The organism is Rhizobium leguminosarum bv. trifolii WSM2297, from assembly GCF_000271845.1.
This window is the reverse complement of sequence record NZ_JH719394.1, coordinates 205,259-222,474: the sequence shown is the minus strand read 5'-3', so window position 1 is coordinate 222,474 and position 17,216 is coordinate 205,259. Positions and strand designations below refer to the sequence as shown.

The 17,216-nt window shown below is 61.4% G+C and carries 16 protein-coding genes; 10 read left to right on the top strand and 6 right to left on the bottom strand.

The genetic code is table 11. The features are described 5' to 3' along the window. The first annotated feature begins 179 nt into the window (after positions 1-179). Both RLEG4DRAFT_RS15000 and RLEG4DRAFT_RS14995 read left to right on the top strand, forming a co-directional pair. A complete protein-coding gene (locus RLEG4DRAFT_RS15000; protein ID WP_003577803.1) occupies positions 180-704 on the top strand; it encodes an RNA polymerase sigma factor in 525 nt (174 codons plus the stop codon). Further along, on the top strand, positions 701-2,821 hold the full coding sequence (locus RLEG4DRAFT_RS14995; RefSeq protein WP_003577800.1) for a VWA domain-containing protein: 2,121 nt from the start codon (positions 701-703) through the stop codon (positions 2,819-2,821). Before RLEG4DRAFT_RS15000 ends, RLEG4DRAFT_RS14995 begins: the two co-directional genes overlap by 4 nt. 101 nt (positions 2,822-2,922) lie before the next feature. Here RLEG4DRAFT_RS14995 and RLEG4DRAFT_RS14990 read toward each other — a convergent pair whose 3' ends face one another. From RLEG4DRAFT_RS14990 to RLEG4DRAFT_RS14980, 3 genes are all read right to left on the bottom strand, one after another. Next, positions 2,923-3,519, bottom strand: a complete 597-nt coding sequence (locus RLEG4DRAFT_RS14990; RefSeq protein ID WP_003577797.1) for a mobile mystery protein B — start codon at positions 3,517-3,519, stop codon at positions 2,923-2,925. Further along, positions 3,516-3,977 carry a mobile mystery protein A gene (locus RLEG4DRAFT_RS14985; RefSeq protein WP_003577795.1) on the bottom strand — a complete coding sequence of 154 codons (462 nt, stop codon included), beginning with the start codon at positions 3,975-3,977 and terminating at the stop codon, positions 3,516-3,518. Before RLEG4DRAFT_RS14985 ends, RLEG4DRAFT_RS14990 begins: the two co-directional genes overlap by 4 nt. Positions 3,978-4,270: 293 nt before the next feature. After that, positions 4,271-5,197: an SMP-30/gluconolactonase/LRE family protein gene (locus RLEG4DRAFT_RS14980; RefSeq protein ID WP_003577791.1), complete on the bottom strand. Its 927-nt coding sequence runs from the start codon at positions 5,195-5,197 to the stop codon at positions 4,271-4,273. A gap of 180 nt (positions 5,198-5,377) precedes the next feature. Between RLEG4DRAFT_RS14980 and RLEG4DRAFT_RS14975 the strand changes: the two genes are divergently transcribed. After that, a complete protein-coding gene (locus tag RLEG4DRAFT_RS14975) occupies positions 5,378-6,451 on the top strand; it encodes a LacI family DNA-binding transcriptional regulator (protein ID WP_003577789.1) in 1,074 nt (357 codons plus the stop codon). A gap of 16 nt (positions 6,452-6,467) precedes the next feature. Here RLEG4DRAFT_RS14975 and RLEG4DRAFT_RS14970 read toward each other — a convergent pair whose 3' ends face one another. Together RLEG4DRAFT_RS14970 and RLEG4DRAFT_RS14965 are read right to left on the bottom strand one after the other, a co-directional pair. Beyond that, positions 6,468-7,499 (bottom strand): L-idonate 5-dehydrogenase, encoded by a 1,032-nt coding sequence (locus RLEG4DRAFT_RS14970; RefSeq protein ID WP_003577787.1) that lies wholly within the window; start codon positions 7,497-7,499, stop codon positions 6,468-6,470. A 10-nt stretch (positions 7,500-7,509) separates the two neighbouring features. Further along, entirely contained in the window at positions 7,510-8,451 is a 942-nt protein-coding gene (locus tag RLEG4DRAFT_RS14965; RefSeq protein ID WP_003577785.1) for a 2-hydroxyacid dehydrogenase, read from the bottom strand. A gap of 135 nt (positions 8,452-8,586) precedes the next feature. Between RLEG4DRAFT_RS14965 and RLEG4DRAFT_RS14960 the strand changes: the two genes are divergently transcribed. The 7 genes from RLEG4DRAFT_RS14960 to RLEG4DRAFT_RS14930 all read left to right on the top strand — a co-directional run bounded on the left by RLEG4DRAFT_RS14960 (position 8,587) and on the right by RLEG4DRAFT_RS14930 (position 15,048). Continuing rightward, a complete protein-coding gene (locus RLEG4DRAFT_RS14960; RefSeq protein WP_003577783.1) occupies positions 8,587-9,351 on the top strand; it encodes an SDR family oxidoreductase in 765 nt (254 codons plus the stop codon). Positions 9,352-9,364: 13 nt separating this feature from the next. Further along, positions 9,365-9,919, top strand: a complete 555-nt coding sequence (locus RLEG4DRAFT_RS14955; RefSeq protein WP_003577781.1) for a gluconokinase — start codon at positions 9,365-9,367, stop codon at positions 9,917-9,919. Continuing rightward, positions 9,909-10,802, top strand: coding sequence for an NAD(P)-dependent oxidoreductase (locus RLEG4DRAFT_RS14950; protein ID WP_003577779.1), 894 nt, complete (start codon positions 9,909-9,911; stop codon positions 10,800-10,802). The genes RLEG4DRAFT_RS14955 and RLEG4DRAFT_RS14950 overlap by 11 nt, the downstream gene beginning before the upstream one ends. A 108-nt stretch (positions 10,803-10,910) precedes the next feature. Then, positions 10,911-12,407, top strand: coding sequence for a sugar ABC transporter ATP-binding protein (locus RLEG4DRAFT_RS14945; RefSeq protein ID WP_003577775.1), 1,497 nt, complete (start codon positions 10,911-10,913; stop codon positions 12,405-12,407). Between the two features lie 18 nt (positions 12,408-12,425). Beyond that, positions 12,426-13,466, top strand: coding sequence for an ABC transporter permease (locus RLEG4DRAFT_RS14940; protein WP_003577774.1), 1,041 nt, complete (start codon positions 12,426-12,428; stop codon positions 13,464-13,466). Between the two features lie 49 nt (positions 13,467-13,515). Then, entirely contained in the window at positions 13,516-14,613 is a 1,098-nt protein-coding gene (locus RLEG4DRAFT_RS14935) for an ABC transporter substrate-binding protein (protein WP_003577772.1), read from the top strand. A 96-nt stretch (positions 14,614-14,709) separates the two neighbouring features. After that, positions 14,710-15,048, top strand: a complete 339-nt coding sequence (locus tag RLEG4DRAFT_RS14930; protein WP_003577769.1) for a hypothetical protein — start codon at positions 14,710-14,712, stop codon at positions 15,046-15,048. A 39-nt stretch (positions 15,049-15,087) separates the two neighbouring features. Here RLEG4DRAFT_RS14930 and RLEG4DRAFT_RS14925 read toward each other — a convergent pair whose 3' ends face one another. Beyond that, positions 15,088-16,764, bottom strand: coding sequence for a GGDEF domain-containing protein (locus RLEG4DRAFT_RS14925; RefSeq protein WP_003577767.1), 1,677 nt, complete (start codon positions 16,762-16,764; stop codon positions 15,088-15,090). Positions 16,765-17,216 lie beyond the last annotated feature (452 nt).

The window sequence follows — 17,216 nt, the reverse complement described above, 5'->3', positions numbered from 1 at the left end:
TGTCTGGCCGCGACCCAAGGATGTCGCGATGCTTGCCTATTTTGATTCTGTATTTCCAGGCTTTGCCACTTCTTCAAAAAAATTCGATAATTTTTTCATCGTCGACCCAAGGAAAGCCATCGGAGAAACGTCTCAATCTCGAAATAGCATCGTGCTGGATAGCTTGGGGTAGGTGCGCATTGGATGCGGAGCTCATAGAACGAGCGCAGGGCGGCGACCGGGAGGCCTTCGGGCAACTGGTCTCGCGCCACTATGATTTCGTCCATGCGACGGCGTGGCGGTGGTCGGGCAGTTCGACCGACGCCGACGACATCGCCCAGGAGGTCTGCGTCAAGCTCGGCGTTGCCATTCGCGGCTTTCGCGGCGCCGCCCGTTTCAGGACATGGCTCTACACGCTGACGCTCAACGCCGCCCGCGACCATCGACGCAAGCTTGCGCGGGAAGAGCAGACATTCCGCGCTTACGCCGCCGAACCGCAGCAGGAGGCTAGGAGCGGAAACGACGACGAGCTATCGAGCGAATTATGGGCGGCTGTGCGCGCCTTGCCGGAACGGCAATGCGATGCCGTGCTGCTCGTCTATGGCGAAGGTCTCAGCCATTCGGCCGCCGCTGATGTCATGGGTTGCTCGGAAACCACCGTGTCCTGGCAGGTTCATGAGGCGCGCAAGAGGCTGAAGGCCATGCTCGGCAAGGAAGAGGTATGACCGTGGATAAGGAACTGGAAAAACTCTCCCGCCTCACCCCGCCGGCCGCCGATCCGGAAGCGCGCGCGCGCGCGCTTGCCGCGGCGATGCAGGCCTTCGACAGTGCGGAAAATAATGCAGCGGCGGCCCAAGGAAATGCGAAAAGCTGGCGTCAAAGCTCCATCATCAACTGGATATGGAGCCCTGCCGTGAACAAGAAATTCCTCGCCGGTTCAGCCCTTGCAACGCTGCTCGTCATCCCCGCTGCCGGTTATCTCACTTTCGAGCTGACCCGCAACCAATTGCCGATCATCGATCAGGAAAAGATCGCGGACAATGTTTCGCAAAATAGCGCGCCGAAGCCGGCCGATCAGCCGGCGGCCGCACCTCAGCTTCCTGAGGCAATCACCGAAGAGAATAGGCTGGCTCAGTCGTCGGCCGCCGGCGGCGCGCAAGCCTTGCAGAACGAGGAGCCGCAGGCTGCTAAGCCCGACGCGCCGCAGCCCTCCGAATTCGATGCCGGCGAGAGCGCCGCTGTTAAGAACAAGTCGGAGGATTCCGCGGCGACCCTCGGGATGGCCAAACGCGCTGCACCGGCCGCTCCCGGCATGGTGGCTCAAGGGCAGTTACTGGCCGAACCGATGGCCATCGCCCCCTCGCCTGCCCCGCCGGCGGAAGGACAGGCCCAGATTCAGCGCGATCCCATTCGCGAGCGGTTTGCCAATGCCGCGGCAAATCCGATCAAGAGCGTGGCGACCGATCCGGTTTCGACCTTCTCCGCCGATGTTGACAGCGCGTCCTATTCCTTCGTCCGCCGATCGTTGACCGGCGGGGCGATGCCCGATCCACAGTCGGTTCGCGTCGAGGAGTTGATCAACTATTTCCCCTATGACTGGCCGGGTCCCGACAATGCCGACCAGCCTTTCAAGGCGACCGTGACCGTGATGCCGACACCGTGGAACCAAAACACGGAACTGATGCATGTGGCGATCAAGGGTTACGACATCGCGCCGGCAACGACGCCGCATGCCAATCTGGTGTTCCTGATCGACGTCTCGGGTTCGATGGACGAGCCGGACAAGCTGCCGCTGCTGAAGAGCGCCTTCCGCCTCTTGGTCAACAGGCTGAAGGCCGACGATACCGTCTCGATCGTCACCTATGCCGGCAATGCCGGCCCGGTACTTCAGCCGACGCGCGTGGCGGAAAAATCGAAGATCCTCTCGGCAATCGACAAGTTGGAGCCGGGCGGCTCGACCGGCGGCGCCGAAGGCATCGAGGCGGCCTATGACCTTGCCAAACAGGCCTTCGTCAAGGACGGCGTCAACCGGGTGATGCTGGCGACCGACGGCGACTTCAATGTCGGCCCGTCGAGCGACGAGGACTTGAAGCGCATCATCGAAGAAAAACGCAAGGACGGCATCTTCCTCACCGTTCTCGGCTTCGGGCGCGGCAATCTCAACGATTCTCTGATGCAGACGCTGGCGCAGAACGGCAATGGCAGTGCTGCCTATATCGACACGCTGGCGGAGGCGCAGAAGACGCTTGTGGAAGAAGCCGGGTCGACCCTGTTTCCGATCGCCAAGGACGTCAAGTTCCAGGTCGAGTTCAACCCGGAACGGATCGCCGAATACCGGCTGATCGGCTACGAGACGCGCGCCCTCAAGCGCGAGGATTTCAACAATGACCGGGTCGATGCCGGCGATATCGGTTCCGGCCACAGCGTCACGGCAATCTACGAAATTACGCCCAAGGGAAGCCCCGCGGTCATGAATGACGACCTGCGCTACGGCACAGCTGAGAAGGCGCCGGTCGCGACTTCAGATAACGCGCATCAGGGTGAACTTGCCTTCGTCAAGATGCGCTACAAGCGCCCGGCTGAGGACAAGAGCGCCCTCATCACCACGCCTGTCGGTGACGACAACGCGGTCGCCAGCGTCGACGCCGCGCCTGGGGATGTCCGCTTCTCGGTGGCCGTCGCCGCCTTCGGCCAGAAACTGAGCCACACCGCAGCGCTGGATGCCTATTCCTATCAGGCGATTGCCGATCTCGCCGCAGGGTCGCGGGGGATGGATAGTTTCGGCTACAGATCGGATTTCCTCGGTCTCGTCAGGTTGGCGGACAGCCTCGGCCAACGATAAGAGAGAAGCCCGCAAAGCAGAGGTCGCCTGGGAAGGCAGCCTCTGCTTTGGCGTTTGAAGATCAAGAGCCGGAATTTTCAGTGAAACGAGGAGCTTCGCGTTCAGCTGCGCGCAAATTCGAGAAGGGGACCGATGTCATGATTGTCGGCGGCCTGAAGTGCTGCGACATACTGCGTGCGCAACTCGCCGACATTGCTGAGGCTCCCGCTCCCCCAACTGAAGGGCTCTTCGCTCAGCTTTTCCACGAGAAGATCGGCCGCCAGTCGCGCGTGGCGCCCGTTGCCGTTTGGGAACGGGTGGATGGCGACCAGACGATGGTGAAATCGGATTGCAACCTCGTCCGCCGCGAAGGTCTCATGCTCGATCCAGTACCGCACGTCGGCAAGCAAACCCGCGAGTTCGACCGGAATTCGGTAGGCCTGGATGCCGATATTGCGCTCAGTCGTGCGGAAACTACCAGCCCATTGCCAGACCTCGCCGAACATGCGTCGATGCAATGTCCGCATGAAGTCTTCCGTCAGCATCCTGTCGACCGGCATGCGCCGTCGTCCGCGGGTCCAGGCTGCGCCCTTGACGATATTCTCCTGTTCGGCCTCGTTGAGGTCGTTTCGATGCGTGATCCAGCTTTGCAGCAGGCCCTCCCGCTCCTGCGGCTCGAGCGGTGTTCCGTCCTCGGGTTCCTGGAAGAGGTCGGTCATTTCTCTGACCAGAGATCGCGCTCGGACAGCTGGTCGCGGATGTAGGCCTGGATACGGGGCTCAAGATCGGCGTCATCGGTTCCCTGCGCCTCCAGGCGCATCGTATGTGCAACCCGCTGAAGCTCACGCAACGCGATCTTTTTTGCTCGCTCATTGAGCGTAGCTTCGAGCGACGTGTTCGGGACCAGCGCGTAGACAAGGGTGCAGTCGAGCGCCTCGGCCGCGCGCCGCAGAGTGTTAAGCTGGATCGTTCCTGATGCTTCCGACTTCTCGATCGCTTCCACTGTTTGCGGTCGGATCTTCATCCGCAAGCCGAGTTGCGCCCCGGTCATACCGAGCGCGTCTCGCAACGCGCGAACCCAACCTTTTGGGGGCGCCCTGAAATTCTCCGCGGGTTGCAGCGCCCGAAGACGTTCGTCAAGCCGTTTCCGGGCTCGCTTTCGCGCCTCGCCCTTCATCACGCAAACCCTCTTGATCACCACAAATCAGCTTCTGGGCTGATCGAAGCCAAGTCTATATCAGTCTATGGGCTGATGATCAACGCAATAAAATCAGTCTACAATATGAAAAATAATTACAAAACACAGGCCATGGGCTGATTTTGAGGCTAAGCCGCGGGTCCCTCCAGAGAAAGGAGCCCACTTATGCCCCCTCGGATCGGCAAGGTATCCGAGGGCATCGCCGAGCACATATTCTGCAAGCCGACCACTGCACACAATGCTTTGGCCGAGACGGGAACGACCGCGCGCTTCTATCCCAATCTCGACCCATTGGCCGTGAGATAGACAGCGTAGAGCGACGTGGTTGCGGTGATGAAAAGACGGTTCAATTTCTCGCCGCCGAAAGCGACGTTGGAGACGATCTCGGGAATATGGATCTTGCCGAGCAGGGTGCCATCCGGATCGTAAGCGTGCACGCCGTCTCCGGCGCTCGTCCAGATCCTGCCCTTCCGGTCGACGCGAAAGCCGTCGAAAAAGCCTGAAGTGCATTCGGCGAAAATACCGAGGTCGGTCAGCTTTCCCTCACCGGATACAGCGAGTTTTCGAATATGACGCGGACCGCCTGACAGGTGCGTGCCGCCGGTATCGGCGATATAGAGCACCGACTCATCCGGCGAGAAAGCCAGCCCGTTCGGCTTGACGAAATCGGACGCCACCCGGTCGGTTGTGCCTGTTGCCGGATCATGCCGGTAGACATGGCATCCGCCGATTTCCTCGTCGCCGTAGTCACCCTCATAATCGTGAAGGATGCCGTAGCTCGGGTCGGTGAACCAGATGGTCCCATCGGATTTGACGGTGACGTCGTTGGGAGAATTCAGCCGTTTGCCGGCAATGCGATCGGCCAGCACGGTAACCCCGCCGTCGAAATCCGTTCGCGTGACACGGCGCGCCAGATGCTCGCAGGTGATCAGCCGGCCCTGATTGTCGACCGTGTTGCCGTTCGAATTGTTGCTGGGCGAGCGGAATACCGATGTATGTCCGCTGGTATCATCGTAGCGCATCATGCGATTGTTCGGGATATCCGAGAAGACCAGATAACGCCCGGCGGCAAACCAGGCCGGTCCCTCCAGCCAGCGGCCACCCGTCCAGAGCCGTTCGATGCGCGCGTGGCCGACGAAGCAGCTTTCAAACCGCGGATCGAGAACCTCGAACCCCGTACCCTCGATTTCCCCGAACATGATGCTCCCTCATCTCAAATTGTTATCGATACCATTCTGTCCTACTTTGCGGCTTTCGTCCAGAGATCGATGGATTGTGGAGCGCTGCGTTCCTGCAATAATATCGATTGTGCGATGATAGCGATAACTTTATCCTATCCTGAGTGCCCAGCTCGCAAGCTTGTTTGAAAGCGGAGATCAGTGAAAAACGAGGATGAGCCAAAAGGCAAGCGTTTCAAGGGAGGAGACGCGCAAAAGCTGACGATGGCCGAGGTCGCCAAATATGTCGGCGTCTCCGCCATGACCGTTTCGCGCGCCTTTCGCCAAGATGCGAGTGTTTCCGAAGAGACGCGAAAGCGCATCATGGAAGCCGTCGATGCGCTCGGCTATGTGCTCGACCTGTCTGCCGGCAGTCTTTCGTCGCGGCGCAGCGGCTTCATCGCGGCGCTGGTGCCCTCCATCAACAATTCGAATTTCTCCGATACCGCGCGGGGGATTACCGATGCGCTGGAGAATACCGGCCTGCAGCTTCTTCTCGGCTATACCGATTACTCCGCGGAGAAAGAAGAAGAGTTGATCGAGGCGATGCTGCGCCGTCGGCCTGAAGGCATCATCCTGACGGGTGGATCGCACACCGCGCGGGCGCGGCGGATGCTGGCAAAAGCCGGCATTCCTGTTGTCGAGACCTGGGAACTTCCGGAAGAGCCGATCAACCATGTCGTCGGCTTTTCCAACAGCGAGGCGATGTCCCTACTGGTGCGGACGCTTGCCAGCCAGGGGTACCGGAAATTCGGCTATATCGGCGGAACGACGGCACGCGATACGCGCGGCAGCCAGCGGCGAAGTGGGTTTCAGAAGACTCTCGAAGAACTCGGCTTGGGGCCGGGACGGATGATTTCCTTCGGTGTGCCGCCGATCACCATGGAACAGGGTGGCCAGGCGATCGTCAGTCTGCTGGAGCGCTGGCCGGATACGGAGGTGGTTCTCTGCGTCTCCGACCTTTCCGCTTTCGGCGCGATCATGGAATGTAAACGCAGGGGAATGAGCGTGCCGGGTGATATCGCGGTCGCCGGCTTCGGCGATTACGAGATCTCGTCGATCTGTCATCCCAGCATCACCACCATCAATGTCGACTGTTACGGCATCGGCCGTCAGGCCGCCGCCCGCCTGCTGAATGCCCTGCAGCGCAGCGGCGAGGCGACCGGCGACGAGATCACATTGACGGGCTACCGGGTCGTTCTGCGCGAAAGCACCGATCGCGCCGCCGCCCCATAAGCGGCCAAGGCCGGCGTCAGAAGGCGATCTGCACCTTCATCGACTTGCTGCGGTCGCTTGCCAGTTCGAAGGCGGCGACAGCCTCTTCGATGGCAAAAACACCGGTCAGCAGCGGTTTCAGATCGACGCGGCGCGCGTTGATCAGTTCGACGGCGAGCCCGAACTCCTCGTGAAAGCGGAATGTCCCGCGCATCTCGATTTCCTTGGCAACGATCATGTTCTGCGGGATCGAGACATCGCCGCCGAGGCCGAGCTGCACGAGAACGGCGCGGGGCTTTAGCGTCTCCAGCCCGGCGCGCACCGCCCGCTCATTGCCCGACGCTTCGAACATGACGTCGAAATATCCCTTGTCGGCGCTGTAAGCCGCTAGGTCGGCGGCATGGGTGGCAACGTTGATGGTGCGATCCGCGCCGCTGGTGCGGGCAATCGCCAGCACGCTGTCGGTCACATCGGTCGCGACGATCTCGCGGGCGCCGAGAACGCGGGCGGCAACGATCGCCAGCATGCCGATCGGGCCGCAACCGGTGACGAGCACCCGTTTGCCGAGCAGCGACCCGGCGCGGTTTGCGGCATGCAGCGTCACGGCAAAGGGTTCGGCGAAGGCGGCCTCATGAATGGAAATGCCCTCAGTGACCTTGTGGCATTGCCAACGCTCCGCCACCAGCCGCTGGCGGAAGCCGCCCTGAATATGCGGCATCGGCATGGCGCTGCCGTAGAACCGCATGTTGAGGCAGTGGTTCTGCTGTCCCTTCAGGCAATATTGGCAGTGATTGCAAGGCCGGCTCGGAGAAACCGCGACACGGTCGCCGACTGCAAGGTCGCTCACGCCGGTACCCAGCGCCTTGACCGTGCCGGCGATCTCATGGCCGAGGATCATCGGTTCGCGCAGCCGAACGGTGCCGAAACCACCGTGATTGTAATAATGCAGGTCGGAGCCGCAGATACCGCCGGCTTCGATGGCAATCTCCACCTGCCCCTCTCCCGCAACCTCCGGCTCGCGCTCCTCGATCCTCAGATCCTTGGCGGCATGAATGACTATGGCTTTCATATCGGGAACCTCACACGACGGGAGTTGGAAGCGGGTTGCCGGCAAAATGCGCCGCGAGATTGTCTCTGACCAGCTGGCCCATGGCCTTGCGGGTTTCGACGGTACCGGAGCCGTGATGGGGCTGCAACACGACATTTTGGAGCGTCAGAAAACGCGCGTCGATCTTCGGTTCGTTCAGGAAGACATCGAGGCCGGCCGCCTGGATGGTGCCGTCTTGAAGGGCTGCGACCAGCGCCTCTTCGTCGACGGTCGTCCCGCGCGAGACATTGATCAACATGCCGTTCGGACCGAGCGCTTTGAGCACATCGGCGTTGATGATCTTCATGGTCGCCTGCCCTCCGGGGACGATGACGATCAGAAAATCGGCCCAATCGGCAAGTGCAACGAGGTCCGGCTGGTAGGCATAGGCAACGTCCTGATGTTCGTTGCGGGCGAAATAGGAGATGTCGCAGCCGAAAGCGGCCGCCCGTTTGGCGATTGCCTTGCCGATCCGGCCCATGCCGGCGAGCCCCACCTTCTTGCCCGAGACCCGCGTAACCAGCGGCATGGCGACATTGCCCCACTGGCCGGCGCGGACAAAGACATCGGCCTGCGGAATCTGCCGTGCCGTCGCAAGCAACAGTCCGATAGCGATATCGGCGACATCTTCGGTCAGCACATCGCGGGTATTGGTGACGCGGACGCCGTTGGCGCGGGCATAGGCGAGGTCGATGGCGTCGGTGCCGACGCCGTAACAGGAGACGATCTCCAGTTTCGGCAATTGCTTCATCAGGTCGGCGGAGGCGCCGAGTTCGCCACGCGTCGCGATGGCGCGGATATCCTTGCCGACCCTTGCGATCAGTTCCTGCCGGTCTGCTGCCTCCCACAGCCGATGGACGCGATACTTCGCCTCCAGATCGACCATATCCCATTCCGGATAGGCTCCGGTCATCAAGATCTCTACCTCAGGCATTCCGTTTCCATCCCGCATTTTGACAGTTGATTATGTTATCGATAACATATAATTCGGAAGAGCGATGTCAAGTGAGTTTCACCGCGAGTAGCGGTATAAGCCCTCATTCGCAGCGACACCGGAGGAGTGATTTTCATGAAGAATCTGTTTGATCTGACGGGGCGGCTTGCCCTGATCACCGGCTCGAGCCAGGGAATTGGTTATGCGCTGGCCGAAGGTCTGGCGCAGCATGGCGCCGAGGTCATCATCAACGGCCGCACCCCCGAAAGTGTCAAGCGGGCGGTCGAGAGCCTTAAGGCTCAAGGCCTGTCTGCCCATGCGGCCATCTTCGACGTGACCAGCAAGGACGACGCCAAACAGGGCATAGACGCAATCGAGGCCGATATCGGGCCGCTCGACATTCTGATCAACAATGCCGGCATGCAGTTTCGCACGCCGCTGGAAGATTTTCCGGCGGACAAATGGGAATTGCTGCTGACCACCAATATTTCGAGCGTGTTTTACGTCGGTCAGGCAGCCGCCAAAGCCATGATCGCCCGCGGCCAGGGCAAGATCATCAACATCGCCTCCGTTCAAAGCGAGCTCGCCCGTCCAGGCATCGCCCCTTACACGGCGACCAAGGGCGCGGTGCGCAATCTGACGCGCGGAATGTGCGCCGACTGGGCCAAGCACGGCCTGCAGATCAACGCGATTGCGCCGGGTTATTTCAAGACGCCGCTCAATCAGGCGCTCGTCGACAATCCCGAATTCTCGTCCTGGCTCGAGAAGCGGACGCCGGCCGGACGCTGGGGCGATGTCGAGGAACTGGTGGGCGCCGCCGTTTTCCTCTCGGGCCGCGGTTCGTCCTTCATCAACGGCCATACGCTTTATGTCGACGGCGGCATCACCACCTGCCTCTGATAGAGACGCGACGATGGAGCTCGAAAAAGAAGCGCTGCCTCTGGCCGTCGTCGTCATGGGCGTCAGCGGTTGCGGCAAATCCTCGGTCGGAGCGGGCATCGCCGCTCAAAACGGCCTGACGTTTGTGGAGGGCGATCAACTCCACCCCGCTGGCAATGTCGAAAAGATGGCTGAGGGCATACCGCTGACCGACGACGACCGTCTGCCCTGGCTCGACCGGATCGGCGAGGAAATAAGGGCTGCGCAAAACCGATCGCAAGGCCTGGTGATTTCATGCTCAGCGCTGAAGAGAAGCTATCGGGACAGGTTGAGACAGGCGGCGGGCGGGCGCCTGGCTTTTGTTTTCCTCGAAGGATCGCGCGAGCTTCTGTTGTCGCGGATGCAGGCTCGCCAAGGCCACTTCATGCCGGCGTCGCTACTCGACAGCCAGCTGCAGACGTTGGAGCCGCCGACCGGTGAGCCCGGTGTCGTGACGGTCGCGATCGATGGTGTTTTGGATGATATGGTGGCGCTGGCTTGTGAGGAGCTGAGAGCCGTGGCCATTAAGGGAGGGTTTCATGCAGGATGATTTTAGAGCAGATGTCGCCGTCATCGGCGCCGGCATCATGGGAACGGCGATCGTCACCCGACTGATCGAGACCGGCCACAAAGTATCGGTTTTCGATCTCGATGCCGAAAAGGTCGCGGCATTGGCGGCCGAGGGTGCCAATGCCGTGAACTCCGTGGCGGATGCCGTCTCGGCCTCGGAATTCTGCGTGCTCAGCCTCAATCACGCCAACATCGTGCGCGCTGTCGTTTTCGGCGAGAAGGGTGTTGCGGCGGCGGCAAACGCCGACAAGCTGCTGATCGATATGTCCTCCATCGATCCCGCCGAGACGGCCGACATGGCGACGCGACTTCGGCGGGAAACGGGGATGGCATGGGTGGATTGCCCGCTGTCCGGCGGCGTGCCCGGCGCACTTGGCGGCAAGCTGACGATCATGGCCGGCGGCAGCCCCGAGGATTTCGAGCGGGCGCGTGTGGTGATGCGTCATCTTGCCGCCAATTACACGCTGATGGGCGCATCCGGCGCCGGCCAGACGACGAAACTGATCAACCAGCTGTTTTGCGCTGTGCTGTTTCAGGCGGTCGCGGAAGCGGTCAAGCTCGCGGAAGCCGGCGGCGTCGATCCCTCAGCAATTCCGGCGGCGCTTGCCGGCGGGCGTGCTGACAGCCGTATCATGCAGGAGTTCATGGCAAAATTCGCCGCTCGCGATTTCTCGCCGACAGGCAGGATCGACAACATGCTGAAGGACCTGGATTCGCTTCAGGCCTTTGCGCTGAAGACGAAGACGCCGCTGCCGATGACGGGTGCTGTGGTCGAAATCCATCGTCTGCTCTGCGCGGCCGGCCTCGGGCCGAAGGACTCGGCCCAGATGATGCGTCTTCTCGACGGATTTCAGGCCGGCTGAAAATCTCTTGCGGGAAATTCGCGATCGTCATCTTTCCGCTTGACCATCCATGAATGTTATCGATAACATAGGTTAAGGATAACAACTGCAGCTTTGGGAGGAGCCACGGTGGAAGCCAAGAGACTGCTGGAGTTCCAATCGATCACCAAGAGCTTCGGCGGCACGCAGGCGCTGCGTGACGTATCGATTGATCTGCGCGAAGGTGAAATCCTTGCGCTGCTCGGCGAAAACGGAGCCGGGAAATCGACGCTCATCAAGACCCTCGCGGGTATTTATAAGCCCGACGGCGGCGACATCCTTTTTCGCGGCCAGAGCTATCACCACCGCCCGCCAAAGCCGAACGAGCGGCAGCCGGTTGCCTTCATTCACCAGGATCTCGGTCTGATCGAGTGGATGACGGTCGGCGAAAATATGGGCCTGTCGCAGGGGTTCTCGATGCGCGGCGGCCTGATCGATTGGAACCGGACACAGGCGCGCGCGAGGGAAGCCCTGAAGCTGGTCGGCTGTGATTTCGATCCGACGACCCGGGTTTCGGCGCTGTCGCGCACGGAAAAATCACTCGTCGCCATTGCCCGCGCGCTTGCCGTCGAGGCCGACGTCCTCGTGCTCGACGAGCCGACCGCGAGCCTGCCCGCCGACGAAGTCGACCGGCTGTTCAATGCGATCCGTCCTCTGAAGGATCGCGGTGTCGGCATGATCTACGTCTCTCACAGGCTCGACGAGATCTTCCGCATCGCCGATCGGGTCGCCGTTCTGCGTGACGGGCGCATGGTGGGGCAGAAACCGGTCAGCGAGACCACCCCCGACGAACTGGTGACGATGATCATCGGCCGCAGCGGCGACAGTCTCTTTTCCAAAACCGAGATCAAGCCCGGCAAGGCGATCGTCAAGGTGCGTGACCTCGTCTGTGCCGGCACGAGCCCGATATCCTTCGATATCCGCGAGGGCGAGCTTCTGGGCCTCGCCGGCTTGCGCGGCGCCGGTCAGGAACGGATTGGCCGCGCCTTGTTCGGCTGCGAGCCCTTCGGCGGCACGATCCTGCTGCATGACGAGACCCCGGACCTTTCGAGCCCGCTCAGGGCGATGGCCTCGGGTATCGGATTGATCGCCCGTGACCGGACGGAGGAATCCGTCGCGCTCTCGCTGTCCATTCGGGAAAATACCTATATCAACCCGGGAGCCGTCGGACGCGGGCTTTTTTCCTTCCTGTCGCCGCGTGGCGAAGCCGACCTTGCCCATGCGATCGGCCAGTCCGTCGGCCTCAGGCCAAACGATCCGGATCTGCCGGTGGAGGCGCTCTCCGGCGGCAACCAGCAGAAGGTCGTCGTTGGCCGCTGGCTGGCGACTGGCCGCAAGCTGCTGATCGCGGAAGATCCGACCGCCGGTGTCGACATTGGCGCGCGGGCGGAGATCTACCGCCTGATCACGCAGGCGCTGGAAGCTGGTCTCGCAGTCGTCGTGGTCTCGACGGACTTCGAGGAAATCGCCCATATCTGCCACCGCGCGCTGGTTTTCTCGCGCGGCAAAATCGTCAGCGAACTGACTGGAAGCGCTCTGACGACGGAGGCGGTCATCACGGCCGCATCCGCATCGGAAGCCGCTTGAGCCATCGGGAGAACAGCCATGCAATCCATTGAATCCACGGCGCTGGAGCCGACCAAGAGCGAAATGGCCGGCCTGTCCACAGGACAGAAGATCGGACGCCTGATCCCCGTCTATGGACTGGTGATCCTGACCGTTGGCCTGATCCTGCTCTTCTCGATCATGCTGCCGGATACGTTTCCGACGGTCTTGAACGTCCGTTCGATCGTTTCCGACAAGGCGATCATCGCCCTCCTGTCGCTCGCTGCGATGATCCCGATGGCATCGGGCCGTATCGACCTGACCGTCGGCTACGGCATCGTTCTCTGGCACATTCTCGCCATCAGCCTGCAGACGGTCTACGGCCTGCCTTGGCCGGTCGCCGTCGTCATCGTTCTCGCCCTCGGAGTATTCACCGGCCTCATCAATGGCCTGCTGGTCGAGGTCGCCAAGATCGACAGCTTCATCGCCACCCTCGGCACCGGAACGGTCCTCTACGCGCTTGCCCTCTGGCACACCGGCGGGCGGCAGGTGGTCGGCGTCCTGCCTGAAGGTTTCTACGCGCTGAACGGCACCATGCTGTTCGGCCTGCCGATTACCGGCTTCTACGTGCTGCTGATCGCGATCTGCATGTGGATCGTGCTCGAATACCTGCCGATCGGCCGCTATCTCTACGCCATCGGCGCCAACCCCAAGGCCGCTGCGCTCAATGGCATTCCGGTCCGCAAGTTCGTGATGGGTGCATTCGTCACATCGGGCCTGCTGGCGGCTCTGACGGGAGTTCTCCTCGCCTCGAAGCTGCGCATCGGCCAGGCGAGCGTCGGCCTTGAATATCTCCTCCCGGCGCTCGTCGGCGCTTTCCTGGGATCGACGACGATCAAGCCGGGCCGGGTCAACGTCTGGGGCACCTTGATCGGCGTCATCATCCTGGCGGTCGGAATATCGGGAATTCAGCAATTCGGCGGGTCGTTCTTCGTCGAACCGCTGTTCAACGGCGTGACCCTGCTGATTGCCATCGGCATAGCAGGCTACGCCCAGCGCAAACGCGGGGCCGTGAGGAGGATCACACCCGCATACAAATGAGGATGCCGGTCCACCGGCATTCCACGATAAACAAAATGGAGGAGTGAACATGAAACGCAGGACTTTATTGCAGGCAACGGTCGCAACCGTCGCCGTTATGCTGAGCATGCCGGCATTGGCCGATTCCATGACTGACGCCAAAGCGGTGGTCGAGAAATATGCGTCCAAGGTAAGCGCATGGGATGGCCCGACCAGCGGCCCCAAGGCGGCTGCGGGCAAGAACATCGTCATCCTTGCCGGCGACATGAAGAACGGCGGCATCCTCGGCGTGGCCAACGGCGTTCAGGAAGCGGCAGGCGCGCTCGGCTGGACGGTGAAAGTGCTCGACGGCGCCGGTTCGATCGGGGGACGGACGGCGGCATTCGGCCAGGCCATGGCGCTGAAGCCGGATGGCATCATCATCAACGGCTTCGACGCGGTCGAGCAGAAGCCGGCGATGGAAGCGGCCAAGGCTGCGGGCATTCCGATGGTTTCCTGGCACGCCGCCTCGGCCGTCGGCCCGGTTGCCGACGTCGGCGTCTTCGCCAATGTCACCACCGATGCGATGGAAGTATCGAAGTCCGCGGCAGACTGGGCCTTCGTCGATGCCGGTGGCAAGCCGGGGGTCATCATCTTCACCGATTCCACCTATGCGATCGCGATTGCCAAGGCCGATCGCATGAAGAAGGAGATCGAGGATCTCGGCGGCACCGTGCTCGAATATGTCGACACGCCGATTGCCGAAACCTCTCAGCGCATGCCGCAGCTCACCACCTCGCTTCTGCAGAAGTATGGCGCGAAGTGGACGCATTCGCTGGCGATCAACGACCTTTATTACGACTTCATGGGGCCGTCGCTCGCCTCGGCCGGTATCGCCGGTGATGGAAAGCCGGTCAACGTCGCAGCCGGCGACGGTTCGGAGAGTGCTTATCAGCGTATCCGCGCCAAGCAGTTCCAGGCCGTCACAGTCGCCGAGCCGCTCAATCTCCAAGGCTGGCAGCTCGTCGACGAACTGAACCGCGCTTTCGCGGGTGTCGCCTGGTCGGGCTATGTGTCGCCGCTGCATGTGGTGACCAGTGCGAATGTCGAATTCGACGGCGGACCGAAGAACAGCTTCGATCCCGACAACGGCTATCGCGATCAGTACAAGAAAATCTGGGGCAAATAAGCCTCACGATCGGGGGGCGTGTCGGCCGATACGCCCCACCTCCATACACGCACGTCAACATCGATCCAGCTCCGCGAGTTTTGGAAAAGAGAACCCATGATCATTCGTTACGCTTTGTTTGAAGGCGAAATCCATCCCGGTCGGGAAGAGGAGTTCCGCGATTTTGTGAAGCAGCGGCTCGTCCCGCTATGGACGCAATTTCCGGGCGCCGAGGAAGTCCGGGTGCTGGATGGAATGGAGCGCGACGAAGGCGCCCCGGTCTATGCCATGGCGCTCGCTATCCGTTATCCCGATATGGATGCGGTGAAGGCAGCGCTTCTGTCCGATGTGCGGTTTGAGAGCCGCGAGGTCACCGGCGAACTCCTGCAGCTCTTCACCGGCAAGGTGCATCATCACGTATTCCAGGCCAACGAATACGCGCCGCATAGTGCCTGACATCAGGCGATTTGCGCAGTGAATATCTCGACGGCGACCTCAGCTCGCCGTCGCCACGCATCGGTTACGGCCGGCATTCTTGGCGACGTAGAGGTTGGCGTCGGCCACATGCAGTGCGGCCTCCAGACGATCGGCTAAGGACCAATCTGCCAGGCCGATGGAACAGGTGACCGCGAGCTGCGGGATCACCTGCGACCAGTCGTGATCCTGCACCAACAGGCGCAGCCGTTCGGCAGCGGCGAAGGCGTCTGCAGCCGTCGTGCCGGGAAGCAAGAGCAGGAATTCCTCGCCACCCATGCGGATCGCCAGGCTGCCTTCCGCTCCGGCATCGCTGAGGAAGCCGGCAACGCGGGAGAGGACGATATCGCCGATCGAATGGGAAAAGACATCGTTGATGCGTTTGAAATGGTCGATGTCGCATAAAATCAGGGCCGCATGGGTCACGCCGGTCTCGGCCCAATCCCCGCAACGCTGCTGCAACTCGCGCCGATTGCCGAGACCGGTCAGCGGATCGGTGCGCGATGCCAGCACCGCGTCGCGCTGTTCGGAGGCAAGCCGCAGGTTTTCCTCCAGCAGCCGCTCGCGTTCCAGACGGGCGCTGTCTTCCTTGCGGCGCATCGTCTCCAGATCGAGCGCCAGCTTCATTGTATAGGCGCGCGCCGAGGCAAGGCGCCGATAATCCTCGACCACCAGCCCATGATAGATCCTGTGGTAGTCGAAGGCCGCCTTCCAGTCGCCGGCCATTTCGGCGATCCGGAAGCGCATGTCGAAATGGCGCAGCTTCATGCGCGGCACGGCCAGAACCTGCTCCATCGCCTCGATGCCGGCAAGCAGCGACTGCGCTTCGTCGAAAGCGCCCTGCCCCGCCAGCAGATAGGCGTACCAATAGGAAGTCTCCGCCAGCAGCACCTCGTCCTGCGCGACCTGAGAGGCGGCAATCGCGGCGATATAGCGGCCCGCTGCCACCGCGTCTTCGCCGCGCGTCCAAGCCAGCAGCCCGAGATAACAATGGCATTCGGCAATCTCATAGCTCAGGTCTTCATCCTGAGCTTCTGTGAGAATCGAATGCAGCTGCTCTGCCATGCGGGCAAGCAGGAGGTCGTCGATCTCCCGTCGTGCCAGCCGATGTTCGCCGAGCGCGCGCGCCGCCATGCGGCTGGCAATCGAACGGGCGATCAGCACTGAGCCCTTCGCCAGGCCGCTCGTCTCCGCATAATTGAGGCTCTCGGCCGCCGCCTCGGCGGCGCGGTCGAAATCATTTGAATCGAACAGGGCCACCGCATAGGCAGTGCGCGCCCGCCAGTTGGCCAGGGGGTCCGGGCAGGATTTGGTGCGTTTCTGGCAGTCGGTCAGCAAGGCGAAGCCGGTTTCCAGATCGCCGAGCGCCACGAGGATGCCGCCATGGACCGACTGCAGCGAAATGATTGCAGCCTGATCCTGGCAATATCGGAGCCAGGTTTCGGCGCGAAGGCAGATTTTCAGGCCTTCAGCCAAGGTCTCCTTGTTGAAATGGATGAGCGCCAGCCGATGCGAGACGCGCAAGGCCCCGGCAACGTCGCCCGTCTCGAGGGCTGCTTCATAAGCCGCTTCTGCAACCTCGAGCGCTTCGCCGGTGCGGCATTCCCAGTCCAGGCGCACGGCACTGTCCAGCAGTTCCTGCCAGCTCGCTGCCAGGTTCCGATCTTGCTTTGACTTGGAAGAAGCCTGTCCTGCCACCTCTGCCCTATTCCTTTCCGCACCCGCATAGTCTGCGAGAACTTCTAACAATTCTCAAAGAGTTGCGCTTAACGGCGAACTTCGTCGCTGAATATCGATGCTGGCAAGTGGATTCAAACGGCCCGTTTGCAAAAGGAAATGTGTGCCAATTCAAACCAACAACTTGACGTACTCTTTCCGGCGCGAGCGTCGGGGTTATCAGGACGAAAAATGCGACAAAATATACAAAAAGCGCAGCATAATGACGTCCTCTCGGCTTCGTTTACACTCTCTAAAATATCTCCTCCTATTTTTAAGAGTATCGGAGCGACGTTCTGAGGATCGTCACCTACGCCATGATGGCCGGCCAAGGTATCCCGAAATCTCCCATGAAATCGACGTTGTTACCCTGACGCTCGCCCCGCTTTGGATGCGACGCGCGGTGGTGCCCCGGCGACACATTCGGGGACAGA